This window comes from Alphaproteobacteria bacterium, from assembly GCA_026400645.1.
Lineage (GTDB): Bacteria > Pseudomonadota > Alphaproteobacteria > Paracaedibacterales > CAIULA01 > JAPLOP01.
The window spans coordinates 1-17,062 of record JAPLOP010000031.1 but is presented as its reverse complement, the minus strand read 5'-3'; the positions used below and the strand labels follow the sequence as shown (position 1 = coordinate 17,062).

Genomic DNA, 17,062 nt, shown 5'->3' with positions numbered 1-17,062 from the left:
CCTATCCTATAACCTAGTATTCCTTATAAACGTCTAAATTTCCATATTTTTAAGCAATGACCCAAACCCCATGTCACTCCCATTGCATACCCAATGGATTTCGAAATCTGGATTTGACAATAAGGACCGAGCGCCCGGAGCGTACAGAGACGTACATGAGGACGCGAGGTTCCGAAATTTTCGAAGATCAGAGTTTGAAAGGCGAAGGGTATATCGTTGGAACACGCAAAAGCCCCCTGGCCCTTGCCCAAACGACCATCGTCATTGATGCTTTGCGCCAGGCAAATCCAACACTTTCGCCGATTCAGGTCGTCGGCATCACAACGACAGGAGATCGCATTACTGATCAAAGCCTGTCCGATATTGGGGGAAAGGCTTTGTTTGTCAAGGAAATAGAACAATCCCTGCTGAATAAAGAAATCGACTTTGCCATTCATTCTTTGAAAGATTTGGAAACACATCAACCAAGCGGTCTGACCATTGCCTGTGTTTTGGAACGCGAAGATGCCCGCGATGTTTTGATTACCAGACAAGATGGCCTAACCCTCAAAACCCTGAAACAAGGCGCGATCATTGGTACATGTTCCCCAAGGCGGGCTATGCAGCTTTTGGCCCATCGACCCGATTTCAGGATTATCCCCATCCGGGGGAATGTTCAAACGCGCCTGCGACAAATTCAGTCATCAGGATACGATGGAACGATTTTAGCGCTGGCGGGGTTAAAGCGCCTTGGGCTTTTGCAGGATGAAAATAGTTTATCTGGCTATTCTGATTTGTGTGTCACAATTTTATCATTAAAAGAAATGCTTCCGGCCGCCGGTCAAGGGGTCATTGCGATCGAAGCCCGATCCGATGATTCAGAAATCTTGAGCCTGCTGCGCACAGTCAATCATGATCCAACAGAATTATGCATTCGGGCAGAACGATCCTTGTTACGGGAATTGGGTGGAAATTGCCACACCTCAATCGCTGCCTTTGCCAGTATTATTGATCCGGAAATACTAGCACTGGATGTTGTTTATGCGCCCAGGGATGTTCCAATTTATTACAGGGAGGAGATCTCTCTGTCCAATTGCTCACCAGAGGATTTCGGGATAAAACTTGCACGTTATTTAAAAAACTCCTGAATAAACACTCTCTCCATTTGCATATAGATTTTGGCCAATCGTTTGTTTTCAAGAAGATAGGGTAACATCTTGGCATAGGTTTCAGGCGTCAAAGAATTAGCAATGCGAATAACATCATTCGGATCTTTTGCAATAAACAATCCACGGCGATCAAAATAATCCGTCACATTCGGACACCCAATGTAAATTGGAACCGTTAACGCCATAAAGCAATCGATTGATTTCTCCGAAAAATAATGCTTTTGACGAGAGTTTTCAATCGCGATGGTGAATTGTGTCCCAAAGATCCATTTCTTTGAATCATCAGGCATGGCCCGAATTTGAAGGTCTTTGGAATATTTCTTAATATCACGACGCGATATAAAAAATTGCGCTGGCACCGTAAATTCTTTTTCTTTGTCGAAAATCTCTTTTCTAAAATGGTAAATAAACGAACCCCTTGTTTTAAAGGAACTCATATTTTTACCTCCCAAACTCAATAAAAAACTAATCCCAAATATTTTCTCTTTGGAAATCTCACGCTCGTCAACCATTGTCGCCATGTACCCTGGAATAATTCGCAAATTCGGCGTTTCGATATCAGAATTTAAAAAGAGCAAATCAAACCCAGGTGCCAACCGTTTCATGTTTTTTTGAAAATCTTCTTCTGTCTGACCAAAGGCAGAAAATTCAATCGGTTCTGTGCAGAAAAATCCAAAATTCAGCATACAGGGATTCAAAATCCCTTCCTTTTTCCAGGGTGTGCATTTATACAGTCGATGAGCCAGATAGTCACAACCCCCATCAACACGAATCCGAGAAACAGCCTGATCTGAATTCGGAGATTCTTGAGCTAACAAATCCGTACAATCATATTTTTCAGGGCTTTTCAAAAAGGGACTTTTGTAAAACGAAAGCGCCACATCATCGGAAAAACGAACCTGCAGACCCCGCTTCATCATGGGATGAAATCGCACGGGAATTCTGTCTTTAAAGTTATCTGGCAATACCAAAATAACTAAAAATTGCTTCTTTCTTAAAAAGTCTTCGGCTGCCATCCATGCCCGAAATAGCTGGTCTTTGTTGGCATAAACCTCGACAACTGGTCCGTCCTTAGACGGTAACGATTCTGGTTGACGCAAAAAATCAACAAAGGGATTCCCTAAACAAGGCCACAAACGATCTTTATATATCGTCACATTAAACCAATCATTGGGGTCATGGTCACCGCCACCCATCCTACAACTACGCCTAAGAAAATGGTCGATGGGGGCCTCACCTGTTTTTTGCAAGTCTGACGCGTAAGCAAGCCTATAAAACTCTTCGTCGAAATAGGGCCGAATAAGCTCCCTGTCTTGCGCATAAGTAAGCGAATAATACGGCGTTAGACGAAAATAAAAATCACTCAGTACGTTGAAATTAAAGATCCCCACAAAAATTAATAGCATAAGAATCACAAATTTTTTCCAGAGGGAGCTTTTCTTCATGTCCTCTCCATCAAATCAAGTCTCAGCTGATGTCTTGGGTGTTCCTGCTGGAAATCTGTCCGCAAAAAAGTGGCTAAACAGCTTTTTGCCACCCCATCACCCAAAACACGGCTCCCTAAACACAAAATGTTGGCATTGTTATGCTGACGGGCCATCATCGCCTCGTATTCCGTGGTGCACAATGCTGCCCTGATTCCCTGGTGGCGGTTTGCGGCGATACTCATCCCGATGCCAGTTCCACAAATCAGCACACCCACATCGGCCAGCCCTGCCAGGATAACCTCCGTAACCTTTGCGGCATAATCCGGATAATCAACGGAAATCCGCCCGTCGAAAGTTCCGCAATCCGTTACGATATGGCCGGCCCCCTCTGCCCACCGCACCAAAGAAGACTGCAGATCAAACCCCGCATGGTCGCACCCAAAAACGATTTTTTTATGCATTGCCATCAACCCATTTCTGAATTCTATCTGTGATTCTGTCGATATCGGCATCCTCTAACAAGGGGTGAATCGGCAGCGTCAACAATTTCTCAAACAACGATTCGGCCTGTAGCAAACTATACCCACGACTGTATTTCGTCAACAGGTGGTTTGGCTTGTAATGCAGACCTGTTTCGATGTTATTATCCAACAAATAGTGTCGCAAACCATCCCTGTCGCCCGACTTTAAAACAATGGGGCAAATATGCTGAACCGTCCCAGGGCTATTAATATCAAGAACACCAACCACCGAATGTCCCTCAAAAAAATCCTTGTACCGTTGGACAATATGGCGGCGTTTTTCCACAAATTCAGGCAGTTTCTTTAATTGCTCCCGTCCTATGGCTGCCATCAAATCATTCATGTGATACCGCCAACCCTGTTCCGTTACATCAAAATCCCAACTACGCTGTTTTGCATATCGTTTTTCGGTATCCCTCTCCACCCCCAAAAGGCGCGCATCTTTAATCCTGTTGGCCACCACAGAATCACTGGTCACAATGGCACCGCCCTCTCCGCAGGTGATGTTTTTGATTCCATCGAAACTAAAACAAACGATATCCCCAATGGCGCCAACGGGCTTATCCTTATAGGTTCCCCCGAAACTATGGGCCGCATCCTCGATAACGCGCAATTGATGATCCTTGGCCAATTCATAAACAGCATCAAGGGCACCAAAACCGCTGGCATAATGAACAGGCATGATGGCTTTTGTATTGGATGTGACGCGCCGCTTGGCATCCTCCACATCCAAAAAACCTGTCCGGGGATCAACATCACACGGGATCGGAATCGCCCCAGTCGCAGATACAGCCTGGAAAGAGGCCACATAGGTCAATGTCGGGACCAGGACTTCGTCCCCCGCCCCAATACCACAGGCCTGAATTGACAATTGCAAGGCAGAGGTCCCTGTATTAACGCACACAACATGACGGCCCGAACCAATGAATTCCGCCAATTCCTCCTCAAGGGCCTTTACCTCGGATGACATCCCAAGATATCCGGCCTCCAGAACCCGCTTAACACCCAAAAGTTCCTCTGGGCCAACACAGGGCCTAGAAAGACGAATCAAAGACTGCATATAAATTCTTTCTTGTTTTTTTCAAGAATGAGAGTATACCATAATTCTTTATCCTCATGGATTACAAAATTAATGATCGACAAATACTTGCTCTGTTTCTGTCTTGGTGCTGCGTCATGCTTTGCCTTTGCCCCCTATCATATGGGAGCGATTCTAATCCCTCTGTTTTCCGGGCTTCTTTATATCCTTTACCAGACAAAAAATATTAAGACTGCATTCTTGTTGGGATGGACATTTGGTTTTGGTTATTTCCTAACCGGGCTTTATTGGGTGGGATTTGCCTTTAAGACCGTGGGCCTTGGTTATTTAATGCCAATACCGATAATCGGGTTACCGTTGTTGCTGGGGCTTTTTCCTGCGCTTGCTTGCGCGCTGACCGTTTTTTATCAACGAACGCCGGTTTCCCAAGTCCTGTTATTTTCGGCCTTTTGGTCGCTGTTTGAATGGACACGGGGGCACATACTGACGGGTTTCCCCTGGAACCTTGTGGGATATGCGTGTCCCTTGCCAATCTTGCAAACCACAGCCTTTATCGGCATTTATGGCTTGTCCCTGATCACAATATTCTGCGCCTGCGTATTGGCTAGCCGATCCAAGCCGCTTATAGTTGGCGCCTTCGCGGTGCTTTCAGTTCTTTGGATCGCCGGATCCTGCCGCCTAGAGCACGCAAAATCTCTTGGCAATACAGAAATCAACATGCGACTGATTCAACCCTGCATTCCCCAGGGTGAAAAATTTACCCCTGCTTATCTGGCAAGAAACCTTGATCTTCATGTTGCTTTGTCTCAGCTAACATCGGAAAAACCTTTGCACGCCGTTATTTGGCCGGAGGCTTCTGTTCCCTTTCTTTTCAACCAAGATTCAGCCGCTATCGAAAAAATTACACACGCAGTGCCACAGAATGGGATCCTTCTGATTGGGGCAACGCACCATTTGCCCGGCGAAATGAGGAGCGGTCTTTTTGCCCTCGATGATCACGGCGATATTTTGAAATGGTATGATAAATTTCATCTGGTCCCCTTTGGCGAATACATTCCCCTTAAAAAGGTGTTTCTTTTTAAGAAATTAACGGCTGGCACGTTTGATTACACCCCAGGAAAAGGCGTTAAAACCATGGTCGTTGATGGGCTGCCTGCATTCAGTCCATTAATTTGTTATGAAGCGATTTTCCCTGGATACGTCATTCAGTATGATGTAAGGTTGACCCAGTCGAACCCTGAATGGATTCTAAATATAACAAATGATGCATGGTATGGCCGCACTAATGGTCCCTATCAGCATCTGTCGATTGTTCGTGTAAGAGCAATCGAGGAGGGGCTTCCTCTCGTAAGAGTCGCCAATAACGGCATCTCGGCGGTTATCGATGCTTACGGGAATATTCTTTATCACCTTGACCTTGATAAAATAGGTTTTATAGATTTTACCCTTCCTCGTCACCTCATCACGCGCACAATATACGGCCAATGGAAAGAAATACCCTTTGGCATACTACTTATAGGATTTTTATCAATCGGTTACTTCTTGGGCCACAGGAGGAGCAATGACACAAAAAACCAAAACAAAGAATCAACCGTACCCTATTGATGTATGCATTGGTTCACGCGTCAAGTTACGTCGAAGTTTGCTGGGATTGACACAAGAAAGACTTGCGGAATCCCTGGGCCTCACCTTTCAACAGGTACAAAAATATGAAAGCGGGACCAACAAAATAGGGGCCAGCCGTCTATTTCAGATGAGCCAAATCCTTCAGGTACCAATCGAATATTTTTTTGAGGATATTCTGGAAAGTGATAGCGCGCCGGGTGGCTTGCGAGAAGCAAACCAAGCCCCCTATAAAGCGCCAAACCTTATAACCCCCATGACCATAGAGATGATCCGACACTTTACAGCAATTCAGGATGAATCTGTAAAGAAACAACTGCTATCCTTGGTCAAGGCACTCGCTAAAGCGCACAAGGGCATGGATACCCCTGAGGGGTCAGAAGTTACATAGGGATCTTGCATTGGCCTCGCTTACGCGCGTCGAGCGGCTTTTAATAGACTCGCTTCCTGACGAGCAAAAAGCCAGCAACGGTCACGCCCAGGCTGACAATGCCAATGATGATTGCTGCAAGGGCATTGATTTCCGGTGTTATCCCCAATCGCAAGCTGGAAAAGATCAGAATGGGAAGTGTGGTCGCCCCCGGGCCCGACAGAAAACTGGCAATAATAACATCATCAAGGGATAGGGCAAAAGCCAACAACCATCCGGATAATAACGCCGGCGCTATGATTGGCAGGGTAATCTGGAAAAAAACTTTCACAGGCTTTGCGCCCAGATCGAGAGCGGCCTCCTCAAGACTTAGATCAAAATCCTGCAGCCTTGAGTGAACAATTAAATAAACATATGCCATCGCCAACGTCGTATGGGCGATCGTGACGGTCATCATACCGCGTTCCGATGGCCAACCAATGATTCGCTCCAAACTGACGAACGTCAATAATAGAGCAAGCCCCGTGATAACCTCTGGCATGACAAGGGGGGCCGAAATCAGCCCACCAAAAAGCGTTCGCCCATAAAAAACCCCAAATCGAACCATTGAAACTGCTGCAAGAGTCCCCAAAACAACAGCCCCCGTTGCAGCCATTGAAGCAATCTGAAAACTGGTTACAACCGCCGCCAACAAATCTTCGTTATCAAAAAGCAGGTGAAACCATTTCAATGAAAAACCCGTCCATACACCCGGTAAACGTGATTCGTTAAACGAAAATACAACCAGGAAAAGAATGGGCAAATATAAAAATGCATATCCAAAAATCAACGCAACCGTTCCAGAGGTAGACATTCGTCGCATGGGTCAATATCCCCCTTCTTCGTTATCACGAAGTCGATGCCGCTGAAACGCCATAATCGGCGCAATAAACAACAAAACCATCGTCACTGCCAACGCACAGGCCAGCGGCCAATCACGATTGTTAAAAAACTCCCACCACAAAACACGGCCGATCGTGACCGTATCGGGCCCCCCCAGAATTTCCGGGATAACAAATTCCCCAATGGTTGGAATAAACACCAATACACAACCAGCCAGAACCCCCTTTTTAGACAGGGGGACTGTAATGCTCCAAAATGCTCTCCACGGCGTGCAGCCCAAATCAAAAGCAGCCTCAATATATGATGAATCAATTTTTTCCAGGGCTGCATAAATTGGTAAAATCATAAAGGGTAAATAACAGTAAACGATACCCGCGCAAACCGCATAGGAATTATCCAGCAAAACAAGCGGCTGATCGATCACACCAAGCCACATCAACAAGGAATTAACAATACCCTGAGAGCTAAGCAAGCTCAACCAGGCATAAACACGAATCAAAAAAGATGTCCAAAACGGCAAAACAACAAACAACAAAAGGATAGGGCGCAGTCTTTCATTGGCCCGACTAATGCCATAAGCCATCATATACCCAAGGATCAGACAACAAACCGTGGACGCACTTGCGATCCCAACTGATGACACAAAAGCAGCCCCATAAAATGGATCCGTGAACAGCACGGAATAATTTTTCAAATTCAGATGGACATGAAGGACCTGATCACCAAGCCATTCCACCACCGGCCCAAAAGGGGGCATGCTCACAATGACTTGTGAAAAGCTAATCTTAAAAATCAGCAAAAAGGGAATAAAAAAGAAAAGAAAAAGCCATACATAGGGCAGGACAATGACGAAACTATCCATGAAATTCTGGATTCTTTGCCGCCACTGGTGCCATGAATGGGAAAAATGATCAATCATATCGCCAGAACGACCCCGTTCTCTGCACGCCAAAATAGGTAAATCTCGTCATCCCATTTAACGCCCCGCTCTGACAACCGAAGCAAGTTTGGCAAGGCAGCCTGGGCAACCTTCCCCGATTCCAGCTGGACGTAATAAATAGACATATCCCCAAGGTAGGCAATTTCCTTGACCACGCCTTTTGTGCAATTTCGATTCCCCACAGGCGGGGTCTGCGAAAGCATCACCTTTTCTGGACGAATAGCCACCGCCACCTGCGATCCAACTGGCATAGCCGCCGCGTGTGTCACATACAAAAAACAACCCGCTTCGTGTGATTCAATCAAGACATGGTCTGGTTCGTCCTCGACGACGATCCCCTCGAAAATATTCATACTGCCGATAAATTCCGCCACATATCGCGAGCTTGGGAATTCATAAATATCATGCGGAACACCAACCTGACGAATGCGCCCTTCCTCCATAACAGCCATTCGCGTCGACATTGTCATGGCTTCTTCTTGGTCGTGCGTCACCAGCACAAAGGTAATACCAACGCGTTCCTGAATATTGACCAATTCAAATTGCGTTTGCTCGCGGAGCTTCTTGTCCAGGGCTGCCAATGGCTCGTCCAGTAAAAGAAGTTTTGGCTCCTTGACCAGGCTTCGGGCCAAAGCAACACGCTGCTTTTGACCACCCGAAAGTTGGTGTGGTTTTCGATCCGCATAGGCAAGCATTTGCACCAATTCAAGCCCATCCTGGACCCGTTCATGAATTTCCGCCTTATTCATGCCCCTGCCCTGTTTTAAACCAAAGGCAATGTTTTGATACACGCTCATATGTGGGAAAAGCGCATAAGACTGAAACATCATATTAACGGGACGTTTATAGGGCGGCCAATCGGTTACATCCACACCATCAATCAAAATGCGGCCAGATGTTGGTTTTTCAAAACCCGCCAACATGCGCAACAGCGTTGTTTTTCCGCAGCCCGACCCCCCCAGTAACGAAAAGAGCTCACCATTATAAATGGACAGAGAAACACCCCGAACCGCCTGGGTTGCGCCATAACTTTTACTAAGGTTTTCTAGCTGAATATAAGGCTTGGCCATTGGATCCTGCCAGGATTCCAATTGGCGCGTTGTGCGTATTAATGGTGGCATTGGTTTATTCCCTCCCCAAACGTACTTTTGCCCACGCCCGTGTTCGCTGGCGATCATAAGCCAGACTGCTTTCACTTCCATCTTGTGGGACATCCAACTGAAGGCGGCTCATAACCTCCTGTGATGGAAAAACTGTCACATCGTCACGTATGGACGCCTTAACGAACGGGATCCCTTTTTGAACGGCTGTGGCGATCGATGAATGATTGGTTATCTTGGCACTAATATCGGGGCGAAGCAAAAAATTAATAAAACGATGTGCATTTTTTGGGTTTGGAGCACCCGCTGGGATCGCAATGCAATCAATCCAAAGGGTCGTCCCTTCTTTTGGAATAATATAGCGAATATTTCGCCCCAAGGATTTACCCTCCGCAACCGCACGCTGGGATTCACCCGACCATGCCTGCGCAATACAAATATCACCCATCACCAAATCATTGATAAACCGGGATGATGTAAACCGCCTGATATAGGGACGAACCGTCAACAAATAACGAAAAGATTCATCCAAATCAGCGATGTTTTCTTTGTGCCGATCCCGGCCAAGGTAGGCCAATACCAAGGGAAATACATCAACAGCTTCTTCCAAGAAACTAACACCACACGGCGCAAGGCGTTCAAGATTTTTCTTATCAAAAAGGATATGATATCCATCCAACGCCACCCCCGGAAGCAAAGCCGAAACCTTGTCCACGTCAAAAGCAATGCCCAGTGTCCCCCAATAATAGGGAATCGAATACACCATACCCGCATCAATTTTTACCATCTTTTCGGTAATCAATGGATCCAGATCGCAAAGATTCGGCAAAAGGGTTTTGTTAAGGGGTTGGTAAACATGGGCTGCAATTTGCCGCGCCACATAGGGGCTGGCCGAGGGAAAAACAACATCATATCCCGGATTGCTAGCCAGAAGCTTAGCCTCCAGAACTTCGTTATTGTCATACATATCATATCGTACGTGAATACCTGTTTCTTGTTCAAACTGGCGGATGACATCCTTTGAAAGCATTCCATACCAATCGTACACGTTAACATAGGCCGCTTTCCTTCCGGTATTTTCAAACCCCGTAAAAAGCCATACGATAAGCACAGCCAATGGAAAAGCAACCAAGATACGAAGAAAAATCCTTTTCATCGACGCATCCTTGGAGAAACGGCGACAAAACGTTGAAGAATTTGCTCTATCAGAATAGAAATCAAAACAACACCAGCGATACCAATAAATGTGTAAAGATTTGGCCAATCCACCGCCAGTCGAACGATAAAGCGGGCCCCCGTTGTATAAAATTCTTCGGCCACAAGCAATCGATGATCCATTGACGGACACTGACATCCCAGGGGATGAATCCCCGCCGCAGAATCGATTCCGCCACTAGCCGCCACCATCAAATCATAAGCAAACTTAGAACAAATCATTAATATGACTGATGCCCCCAGAATCCCCAAATAAGGCCTTGGAAAGATATAGCCCAGACGAACGCCAATTCTGGATCCCAGAATCCCCCCGATCAACAGCATGAAAACAATCACGATATCAAAAGGCTCGCTATTTAATGCATGAACAAGTGTCACAGCAAGCGTAATCGCAAACCCTGCCAATAAAGATGTCCCGGAAATAACCGGCGTGCTGCGACCAATTAAATACCCAACAATTGGCATCATAAAAAGGCTGTTACCGCCACCCAAGGTTGACGTTAAAAGGCCTGTCGCAAATCCAACGACAAGCGGGACCAAAATACTGATTTCTGTGCGTGCCCTTGTAAAGATTTTATGAAAGGGAAAATAGATCATCCAGCGACGCATCATCACTGTTTTGTTGGAATGTTTATTTCTAGGATGAAGCATATTGTGAATATTTTGGGACAGCATCGCCATTCCCAAAATGCCCAAAACCAACACATACGTCAATTGCATAAAAGATTGGGGTGGCTTGTATTGGTGAATCCATCCCAACAAAAAAAGCTCTGAAAAGGCCCCGAGGACACCCCCAACAAACAGGTATCCCGCCAACCCCAAATCAACATCCCGTCGACGCCAATATCCCATAAAGCCAATCAGATTTGTCCCAATCGCATTGTTAAGCTGCGATGAAATAGCGACAAAGGAGGGGATCCCAATCATAATAAGGGCGGGCGTTATGACGACACCACTTCCAATACCCAGCATCCCAGAGGCAATTCCACCCAAGGTTCCAAGACCAAGAATTATAATTGGATCTAAATCCATATTAGCAATAGGAAAGAAAATTTGACGAACCCTTCATTCACTTTATGCGCAAAGCAAGCAATTCATAATTTTTCAGTGTCGTCTATTTTTCATTATTTGTCTATGGCATAATGCGCCGTCCCCAGGGCTACACCAGAGACTGAACCCTATCTTTCTTTTGAGCCGCGCTCTGCCCGTTTTCTGTCATTGGGGCACAGGATCGCCTTGCGCAAACGAATCGATTTTGGCGTGACCTCGACGCGTTCGTCTTCCTCGATATACGCAATGGCTTGCTCTAGTGTCATGATGCGTGGTGGCGTCAAACGAATGGCTTCATCCTTGCCGGATGCCCGAACGTTGGTTAATTGCTTACCACGAAGGGCGTTAACCTCCAGGTCATTATCGCGACTGTTTTCACCGATGATCATGCCTTCATAAAGGGCTTCACCTGGGTTCACAAAAAGCTGTCCGCGCTCCTCAACCTTCCAAAGGGCATAGGCAACAGCGTCGCCATTTCCGTTTGAAATCAAAACGCCGTTGTGACGTCCGCCGATGGGACCGCGATAGGGGCCATAAGAATGAAAGACACGACTCATGATTCCGGTGCCACGTGTTTCCGTTAAGAACGGACCATGATATCCAATCAATCCGCGTGATGGCCCAATAAAGATGATTCGTGTTTTGCCACCGCCGGATGGACGCATGTCGGTCATCTCGGCCTTGCGCTGACTCATGGATTCAACCACAACCCCAACGTAATCATCATCAACGTCGATTTGAATTTCTTCGACCGGCTCAAGGCGTTGCCCGGCTTCGTCTGTCTGATACAATACGCGGGGACGACTGATGGACAGCTCGAACCCTTCGCGTCGCATGGTTTCAATCAAAACACCTAGCTGCAATTCACCACGACCAGCAACCTCAAACGCATCCTTGTCTTCTGTTTCTTTGATCCGAATCGAGATATTACCTTCGACTTCGCGCATCAATCGTTCACGAAGAATACGTGATGTTAATTTTGTACCCTCTTTACCGGCCAAGGGGGAATCATTAATCGAAAATGTCATGGCCAATGTTGGTGGATCAATTGGAATCGATGGCAGGGCCACGTCAACCTCAAGCGCAGCAATCGTATCAGCAACGGTTGCTTTTTCCAAACCAGCGATCGCGATAATATCACCAGCCTCTGCTTGGTCAACGGGGATACGTTCCAATCCACGGAAGGTTAAAATTTTTGTGGCTTTTCCTGTTTCAACAACCTTGCCGCTGCCATCAAGAACCTTGATTGGCATGTTTAGTTTAATCGATCCGCCATAAATTCGTCCCGTTAGCACACGGCCAAGATAGGGATCGTATTCACGGGTTGTCACCAACATACTGAATGGGGCATTTTGGTCTGCGATTGGTTCTGGAACATGCTCAAGGATCAGGTCGAACAACGGCGCAATGTCGGTTCTTGGTTCTGACAAATCTTTAACTGCCCAGCCGCTTCGGCCAGATGCAAAAATAACCGGAAAATCAAGCTGATCATCGCTGGCCTCTAGGGCTGAAAATAAATCAAAAACTTCATTCAGGACTTCTTCGTGACGGGCATCAGAACGATCAATTTTGTTAATGACAACAATTGGCCGCAACCCCAGGTTAAGAGCCTTGGTCAAAACGAATTTTGTCTGTGGCATAGGCCCTTCGGCTGCATCAACCAGCAATACAACACCATCAACCATACTCAGGATCCGTTCAACTTCGCCGCCAAAATCGGCATGTCCTGGTGTGTCGACGATATTGATTCGGACATCTTTCCAGCTAAGGGACGTACACTTTGCAAGAATGGTGATGCCACGCTCGCGCTCTAAATCGTTGGAATCCATTGCCCGTTCAGCAACTGCTTGATTAAGGCGAAAAATTCCGCTTTGCTTTAGCATACTATCAACAAGTGTTGTTTTTCCGTGGTCAACGTGGGCGATAATGGCGATATTACGAAGAGAAGTCATGCGCGGGGGTAACCTTTGTCTCGATAACTTAAAATTAATATGAACTCATGAATAAAATGATATGATCCGAAAATACCCACACGAGCCCGGGTACGATCGTGAATTTTGGTGCGTCCTAGAGGATTCGAACCTCTGACCTACGGCTTAGAAGGCCGCCGCTCTATCCAGCTGAGCTAAGGACGCTCTGTGCAATACATACCCCAAAACCAACGGCTATGAGCCACAGGATGTCATTAGAGTTTCGTTTTGGTGTCCCCTACGGGATTCGAACCCGTGTTGCCGCCATGAGAGGGCGATGTCCTAGGCCTCTAGACGAAGGGGACAGTAACATCAAAATATACAAAACCAACACAGGAAGCAAGTTAATTCATAAATCCAGATGCATTTATCGTTCGCTCGTGGGTAATTTTGGCGTTTTTATCAGAGGATACCAAGAATATGAGTGCGCAAATTCATTTATAACGAGTACACTTCAAAGTACATTTTTTAATGATTGTGCCGTCAATTTTTTATGATGAGTTTCCCCATACTGCAGGGACCCCAAATTTCCGCCCTATTTCAGCTTTTTGCCAACAGTGGAATCGAGGCAAGGCTTGTCGGTGGATGCGTGCGTGATTCGTTACTTGGCTTGCCGATTCACGATATTGATATTGCTGTTGCTGCTCCGCCGCAGATGGTGGTAAATGCCTTAAGGCGACATAACGTCAAAACAATTCCAACCGGCATTCAATTTGGAACCATAACAGCGGTCGTGGGGGATATGGCCTTTGAGGTTACAAGCCTCCGCCGAGATTGCAAAACCGATGGGCGTCATCCCGTTGTTGAGTTTGGAACCGATTGGCTGGAGGATGCCAGCCGCCGTGATTTTACCATCAATGCACTTTATTTGGATGCAGATGGACGGATGTTCGATTTCTTTGGGGGGAAAGATGACCTGGCTAATGGCGTGATTCGGTTCATAGGCGACCCCGCCATGCGCATCAAGGAGGATTACTTGAGAATCCTTCGGTATTATAGGTTTTTGGCCACCCATGGAAGGGGAATGCCCGCGGCGATTCCGGCCTTACGTCAGATGAGGAAGGGCCTTGGGAATTTATCCACCGAGCGAATTCAACGAGAAATCATCAAGCTTTTAAAGGCGAGAAATCCCTTGCAAGCCATCGATCGCATGATTGCTGACGCGATTTTTTCTGTGCTTTACGATGCGGATCCGGATGTTACGCTTTTGCAAAACTTAATCCAGCTTGAAGCACATTTTAGCATTCCAGACAGCTCAGCGAATGAATTTCCTTTGCGACGTTTTTTTACTCTGTTCCGGTCTTATTCACAGCGTGATGGAAATTTTTATCAAAAGAATTTTCGGCTTTCTTGCAAACAGACCAGAGCCCTCGAAACCATTGAATCAATTATCCATGTGGACGATTTGCGGTGGGTTTACCATAAATATGGAAAGGAGCATGCAACGGATTGGATTTTCCTGCGTACATCAATGCATGATGAGGGACGAATTTCTTTTTGTGAAACCGCGTTGGCGAAACTTTCCGACCAAGGCGACAATCATTTCCCTTTGAATGGTGCGGACCTTTTAAAGATCAACATCAAACCTGGTCGGGCGCTCGGGGAGATGCTAGATCAGACAGAACGCTGGTGGGTTGTGAATAATTGTCTACCCACCAAAGATGACTGTCTTTCTTTTTGCGCCTCCCTTGTTGGGGCGGAGAAAGAGAACCCCCTAATTAACCTGTAATTTATCAAGCAAATCATCAAGCTGATCATATTCGCGAAAATAGAGCGTGAGCGTCCCACCCTGCCTTGTGATATTAAGCTTTGCCTTCATCCTTACCGCTTCGCCTATTTTTTCGGCTATCAATGCGGCATCCTGATCCACAGGAGATTGCGATGGGGGTGTTTTCGACTTTTTGGCCAAACTCTCTGCCTCGCGTACGGTCAGTTTTTCTGAAACAATTTTGTTAGCAAGCTCTTCTATGTTATCCGTATTCAAAAGGCTTCGCGCATGACCGGCTGTCAACACATTATCACGAAGCATTTTTTTCACACCATCGGGAAGCTGATTGAGTCGCAACATGTTAGCAACATAACTACGGCTTTTGCTGATTGCTTGCGCGACTTCTTCCTGAGTCTTATTGTGCTGATCAAGTAACCTTTGCAGGGACTCGGCCTCCTCCACAGGATTCAAATCGTCGCGCTGAAGGTTTTCAATCAGCCCGATTTCTAGCGCTTCGCTATCAGAACAATCCAAAATAATGACAGGCATCTTTTTAAGACCTGCCGTTTGTGCCGCTCGCCACCTGCGCTCGCCAGCAATGATTTCATATTTGTCTTCCTCAAACCGTCGGACCAATATAGGCTGCAGGATGCCCTTTGATTTTACAGATTCAACCAGGGCCTCCAGCTTCTCCGGATCAAAATTTTGCCTTGGCTGCATTTTACCTGGATATAAACTCTCCGTCAGAACCTCGTCCCTATTCAAAGATTGCTGCACCCGATCATTCTCATATCCAATATCGCCCAACAATGCCGACAGTCCGCGACCTAGTGTATTATTACCGCCCATCACCCTTCTTCCCTTCTGCTTTTACAAGAATTTCTTTTGCCAATTCCATATATGCCTTTGATCCAACGCACCCGACATCATAAAGAAGGACAGGCTTCCCGTGGGAAGGGGCCTCTGACACTTTTATGTTTCTGGGTATGATTGTTTTAAAAACTTTGTCTTTCAGGTGCATACGAACATCGGATGCCACCTGCGCGCAAAGCGAACTTCTCCGGTCATACATCGTCAGCACAACACCAAACAAACTTAGGTCTTTATTGAAATTCTGTTTAATTTTTTGAATTGAGTGAAGGAGGTAACTGAGCCCCTCGAGGGCATAATATTCGCACTGCAGGGGGACCAAAACGCAATCAGCCGCAACCATTGCATTTAACGTAAGCAATCCCATGGATGGTGGGCAATCAATAATGACATAATCAAACATTTGCTTGTAGGGTGTGATGATTTTCTTTAGAACGCCCTCCCTGCTTTGCGCACTGACGAGCTCTATTTCGGAACCAATCAGCTCTATGCCCGCTGGTATTATTGTCAAACCAGGGATAATGCTTTTGTGTAACGATTCGCCCATGGTGCAACGACCAATCAGCAAGTCATACGTTGTGTATGCTCTGTTCTTTTTTGTTATCCCTACGCCAGTAGAAGCATTCGACTGCGGGTCCATATCAATCAAAAGAACCTTTCTTTCGACCGCCGCCAAAGCCGTCGCCACATTAACAGAGGTTGTCGTTTTTCCAACCCCCCCCTTCTGATTGGCAATAACAATAATTTTTCCCATCACCTACTCCTGTACGTTTTTTATTGTAATAATTTTGCCAGTCGGATCTGTTGCGCTATTAAATACGGAATACTCAAATGACCACCTTTTTTGTGCATCTAAAATCTCCAAATCATAACTATGTCCTTTATGAAAGACACCGACAGCTTTTGTTTCACGTGAAACATTATGGACTATATTTATTAAATTACCGAGGTTTGACCATGCACGAGACACAACAAAATCAAAGTTTCGATTAATTGAATATGCGTCCTGCGTTTCAATATTCGAACTCAAACCAAGCATGCGCGACGCCTCCGTCAAAAAAGTTGAGTAGAGGAAGCCAATCACTCAAGCTTCCCCCCTCCTCAGAACCGGACTTGCCCAATTAAGGCATCCGGCTCCCGATTCAATAATGGGCCATAACACCTCTGTCGGTCTTACCCAGAATCGATACCGTCTTATA

16 protein-coding genes and 2 tRNA genes are annotated in these 17,062 nt (G+C 46.2%); 4 read left to right on the top strand and 14 right to left on the bottom strand.

What is annotated here, in order from left to right:
- Positions 1-155 precede the first annotated feature (155 nt).
- Positions 156-1,127, top strand: a complete 972-nt coding sequence (gene hemC, locus NTX76_05325) for a hydroxymethylbilane synthase (protein MCX7338681.1) — start codon at positions 156-158, stop codon at positions 1,125-1,127.
- Here hemC and NTX76_05320 read toward each other — a convergent pair.
- Genes NTX76_05320 through NTX76_05310 form a run of 3 tightly spaced genes read right to left on the bottom strand, consistent with a single transcriptional unit; the run spans position 1,109 to position 4,156 of the window.
- A complete protein-coding gene (locus NTX76_05320; GenBank protein MCX7338680.1) occupies positions 1,109-2,593 on the bottom strand; it encodes a hypothetical protein in 1,485 nt (494 codons plus the stop codon). The genes hemC and NTX76_05320 overlap by 19 nt on opposite strands.
- Entirely contained in the window at positions 2,590-3,036 is a 447-nt protein-coding gene (gene rpiB / locus NTX76_05315; GenBank protein MCX7338679.1) for a ribose 5-phosphate isomerase B, read from the bottom strand. The genes NTX76_05320 and rpiB overlap by 4 nt, the downstream gene beginning before the upstream one ends.
- A complete protein-coding gene (locus tag NTX76_05310; protein ID MCX7338678.1) occupies positions 3,029-4,156 on the bottom strand; it encodes a DegT/DnrJ/EryC1/StrS family aminotransferase in 1,128 nt (375 codons plus the stop codon). The genes rpiB and NTX76_05310 overlap by 8 nt, the downstream gene beginning before the upstream one ends.
- A gap of 72 nt (positions 4,157-4,228) precedes the next feature.
- Here NTX76_05310 and lnt point away from each other — a divergent pair, with 72 nt between their 5' ends.
- Together lnt and NTX76_05300 are read left to right on the top strand one after the other, a co-directional pair.
- Positions 4,229-5,740, top strand: coding sequence for an apolipoprotein N-acyltransferase (gene lnt / locus NTX76_05305; GenBank protein ID MCX7338677.1), 1,512 nt, complete (start codon positions 4,229-4,231; stop codon positions 5,738-5,740).
- On the top strand, positions 5,697-6,149 hold the full coding sequence (locus NTX76_05300) for a helix-turn-helix domain-containing protein (GenBank protein ID MCX7338676.1): 453 nt from the start codon (positions 5,697-5,699) through the stop codon (positions 6,147-6,149). The genes lnt and NTX76_05300 overlap by 44 nt, the downstream gene beginning before the upstream one ends.
- A gap of 40 nt (positions 6,150-6,189) precedes the next feature.
- On the opposite strand, the gene NTX76_05295 is transcribed toward NTX76_05300, so the two are convergent.
- From NTX76_05295 to NTX76_05260, 8 genes are all read right to left on the bottom strand, one after another.
- A complete protein-coding gene (locus NTX76_05295; GenBank protein ID MCX7338675.1) occupies positions 6,190-6,990 on the bottom strand; it encodes an ABC transporter permease subunit in 801 nt (266 codons plus the stop codon).
- A gap of 3 nt (positions 6,991-6,993) precedes the next feature.
- Positions 6,994-7,872 carry an ABC transporter permease subunit gene (locus NTX76_05290; protein MCX7338674.1) on the bottom strand — a complete coding sequence of 293 codons (879 nt, stop codon included), beginning with the start codon at positions 7,870-7,872 and terminating at the stop codon, positions 6,994-6,996.
- Positions 7,873-7,925: 53 nt separating this feature from the next.
- Positions 7,926-9,071: an ABC transporter ATP-binding protein gene (locus NTX76_05285; protein MCX7338673.1), complete on the bottom strand. Its 1,146-nt coding sequence runs from the start codon at positions 9,069-9,071 to the stop codon at positions 7,926-7,928.
- 4 nt (positions 9,072-9,075) lie between these two features.
- Positions 9,076-10,206 (bottom strand): extracellular solute-binding protein, encoded by a 1,131-nt coding sequence (locus tag NTX76_05280; GenBank protein ID MCX7338672.1) that lies wholly within the window; start codon positions 10,204-10,206, stop codon positions 9,076-9,078.
- Positions 10,203-11,297, bottom strand: coding sequence for a sulfite exporter TauE/SafE family protein (locus NTX76_05275; GenBank protein ID MCX7338671.1), 1,095 nt, complete (start codon positions 11,295-11,297; stop codon positions 10,203-10,205). The genes NTX76_05280 and NTX76_05275 overlap by 4 nt, the downstream gene beginning before the upstream one ends.
- 146 nt (positions 11,298-11,443) lie before the next feature.
- Complete coding sequence (gene typA, locus NTX76_05270; protein MCX7338670.1) at positions 11,444-13,267, bottom strand: translational GTPase TypA; 1,824 nt, start codon at positions 13,265-13,267, stop codon at positions 11,444-11,446.
- A 106-nt stretch (positions 13,268-13,373) separates the two neighbouring features.
- A tRNA-Arg gene (locus tag NTX76_05265) sits at positions 13,374-13,450 on the bottom strand.
- A gap of 64 nt (positions 13,451-13,514) precedes the next feature.
- Positions 13,515-13,590, bottom strand: a tRNA-Glu gene (locus NTX76_05260).
- 188 nt (positions 13,591-13,778) lie between these two features.
- Between NTX76_05260 and NTX76_05255 the strand changes: the two genes are divergently transcribed.
- Positions 13,779-15,014, top strand: coding sequence for a CCA tRNA nucleotidyltransferase (locus tag NTX76_05255; GenBank protein MCX7338669.1), 1,236 nt, complete (start codon positions 13,779-13,781; stop codon positions 15,012-15,014).
- On the opposite strand, the gene NTX76_05250 is transcribed toward NTX76_05255, so the two are convergent.
- From NTX76_05250 to NTX76_05240, 3 genes are read right to left on the bottom strand one after another with little or no spacing between them, the layout of a single operon-like run.
- The gene (locus NTX76_05250) at positions 15,000-15,842 is read right to left on the bottom strand and encodes a ParB/RepB/Spo0J family partition protein (GenBank protein ID MCX7338668.1); all 843 of its coding nucleotides are present in this window, start codon (positions 15,840-15,842) and stop codon (positions 15,000-15,002) included. The genes NTX76_05255 and NTX76_05250 overlap by 15 nt on opposite strands.
- Positions 15,832-16,617 (bottom strand): ParA family protein, encoded by a 786-nt coding sequence (locus NTX76_05245; protein MCX7338667.1) that lies wholly within the window; start codon positions 16,615-16,617, stop codon positions 15,832-15,834. The genes NTX76_05250 and NTX76_05245 overlap by 11 nt, the downstream gene beginning before the upstream one ends.
- A gap of 3 nt (positions 16,618-16,620) precedes the next feature.
- On the bottom strand, positions 16,621-16,947 hold the full coding sequence (locus NTX76_05240) for a class I SAM-dependent methyltransferase (protein MCX7338666.1): 327 nt from the start codon (positions 16,945-16,947) through the stop codon (positions 16,621-16,623).
- Between the last annotated feature and the right edge of the window lie 115 nt (positions 16,948-17,062).

What these genes read in the sequence shown, in the direction of transcription:
- hemC (MCX7338681.1), top strand. Translation starts at nt 156, where the DNA reads ATGAGGACGCGAGGTTCCGAAATTTTCGAAGATCAGAGTTTGAAAGGC.
- NTX76_05320 (MCX7338680.1), bottom strand. Translation starts at nt 2,593, where the DNA reads ATGAAGAAAAGCTCCCTCTGGAAAAAATTTGTGATTCTTATGCTATTA.
- rpiB (MCX7338679.1), bottom strand. Translation starts at nt 3,036, where the DNA reads ATGCATAAAAAAATCGTTTTTGGGTGCGACCATGCGGGGTTTGATCTG.
- NTX76_05310 (MCX7338678.1), bottom strand. Translation starts at nt 4,156, where the DNA reads ATGCAGTCTTTGATTCGTCTTTCTAGGCCCTGTGTTGGCCCAGAGGAA.
- lnt (MCX7338677.1), top strand. Translation starts at nt 4,229, where the DNA reads ATGATCGACAAATACTTGCTCTGTTTCTGTCTTGGTGCTGCGTCATGC.
- NTX76_05300 (MCX7338676.1), top strand. Translation starts at nt 5,697, where the DNA reads ATGACACAAAAAACCAAAACAAAGAATCAACCGTACCCTATTGATGTA.
- NTX76_05295 (MCX7338675.1), bottom strand. Translation starts at nt 6,990, where the DNA reads ATGCGACGAATGTCTACCTCTGGAACGGTTGCGTTGATTTTTGGATAT.
- NTX76_05290 (MCX7338674.1), bottom strand. Translation starts at nt 7,872, where the DNA reads ATGGATAGTTTCGTCATTGTCCTGCCCTATGTATGGCTTTTTCTTTTC.
- NTX76_05285 (MCX7338673.1), bottom strand. Translation starts at nt 9,071, where the DNA reads ATGCCACCATTAATACGCACAACGCGCCAATTGGAATCCTGGCAGGAT.
- NTX76_05280 (MCX7338672.1), bottom strand. Translation starts at nt 10,206, where the DNA reads ATGAAAAGGATTTTTCTTCGTATCTTGGTTGCTTTTCCATTGGCTGTG.
- NTX76_05275 (MCX7338671.1), bottom strand. Translation starts at nt 11,297, where the DNA reads ATGGATTTAGATCCAATTATAATTCTTGGTCTTGGAACCTTGGGTGGA.
- typA (MCX7338670.1), bottom strand. Translation starts at nt 13,267, where the DNA reads ATGACTTCTCTTCGTAATATCGCCATTATCGCCCACGTTGACCACGGA.
- NTX76_05255 (MCX7338669.1), top strand. Translation starts at nt 13,779, where the DNA reads ATGATGAGTTTCCCCATACTGCAGGGACCCCAAATTTCCGCCCTATTT.
- NTX76_05250 (MCX7338668.1), bottom strand. Translation starts at nt 15,842, where the DNA reads ATGGGCGGTAATAATACACTAGGTCGCGGACTGTCGGCATTGTTGGGC.
- NTX76_05245 (MCX7338667.1), bottom strand. Translation starts at nt 16,617, where the DNA reads ATGGGAAAAATTATTGTTATTGCCAATCAGAAGGGGGGGGTTGGAAAA.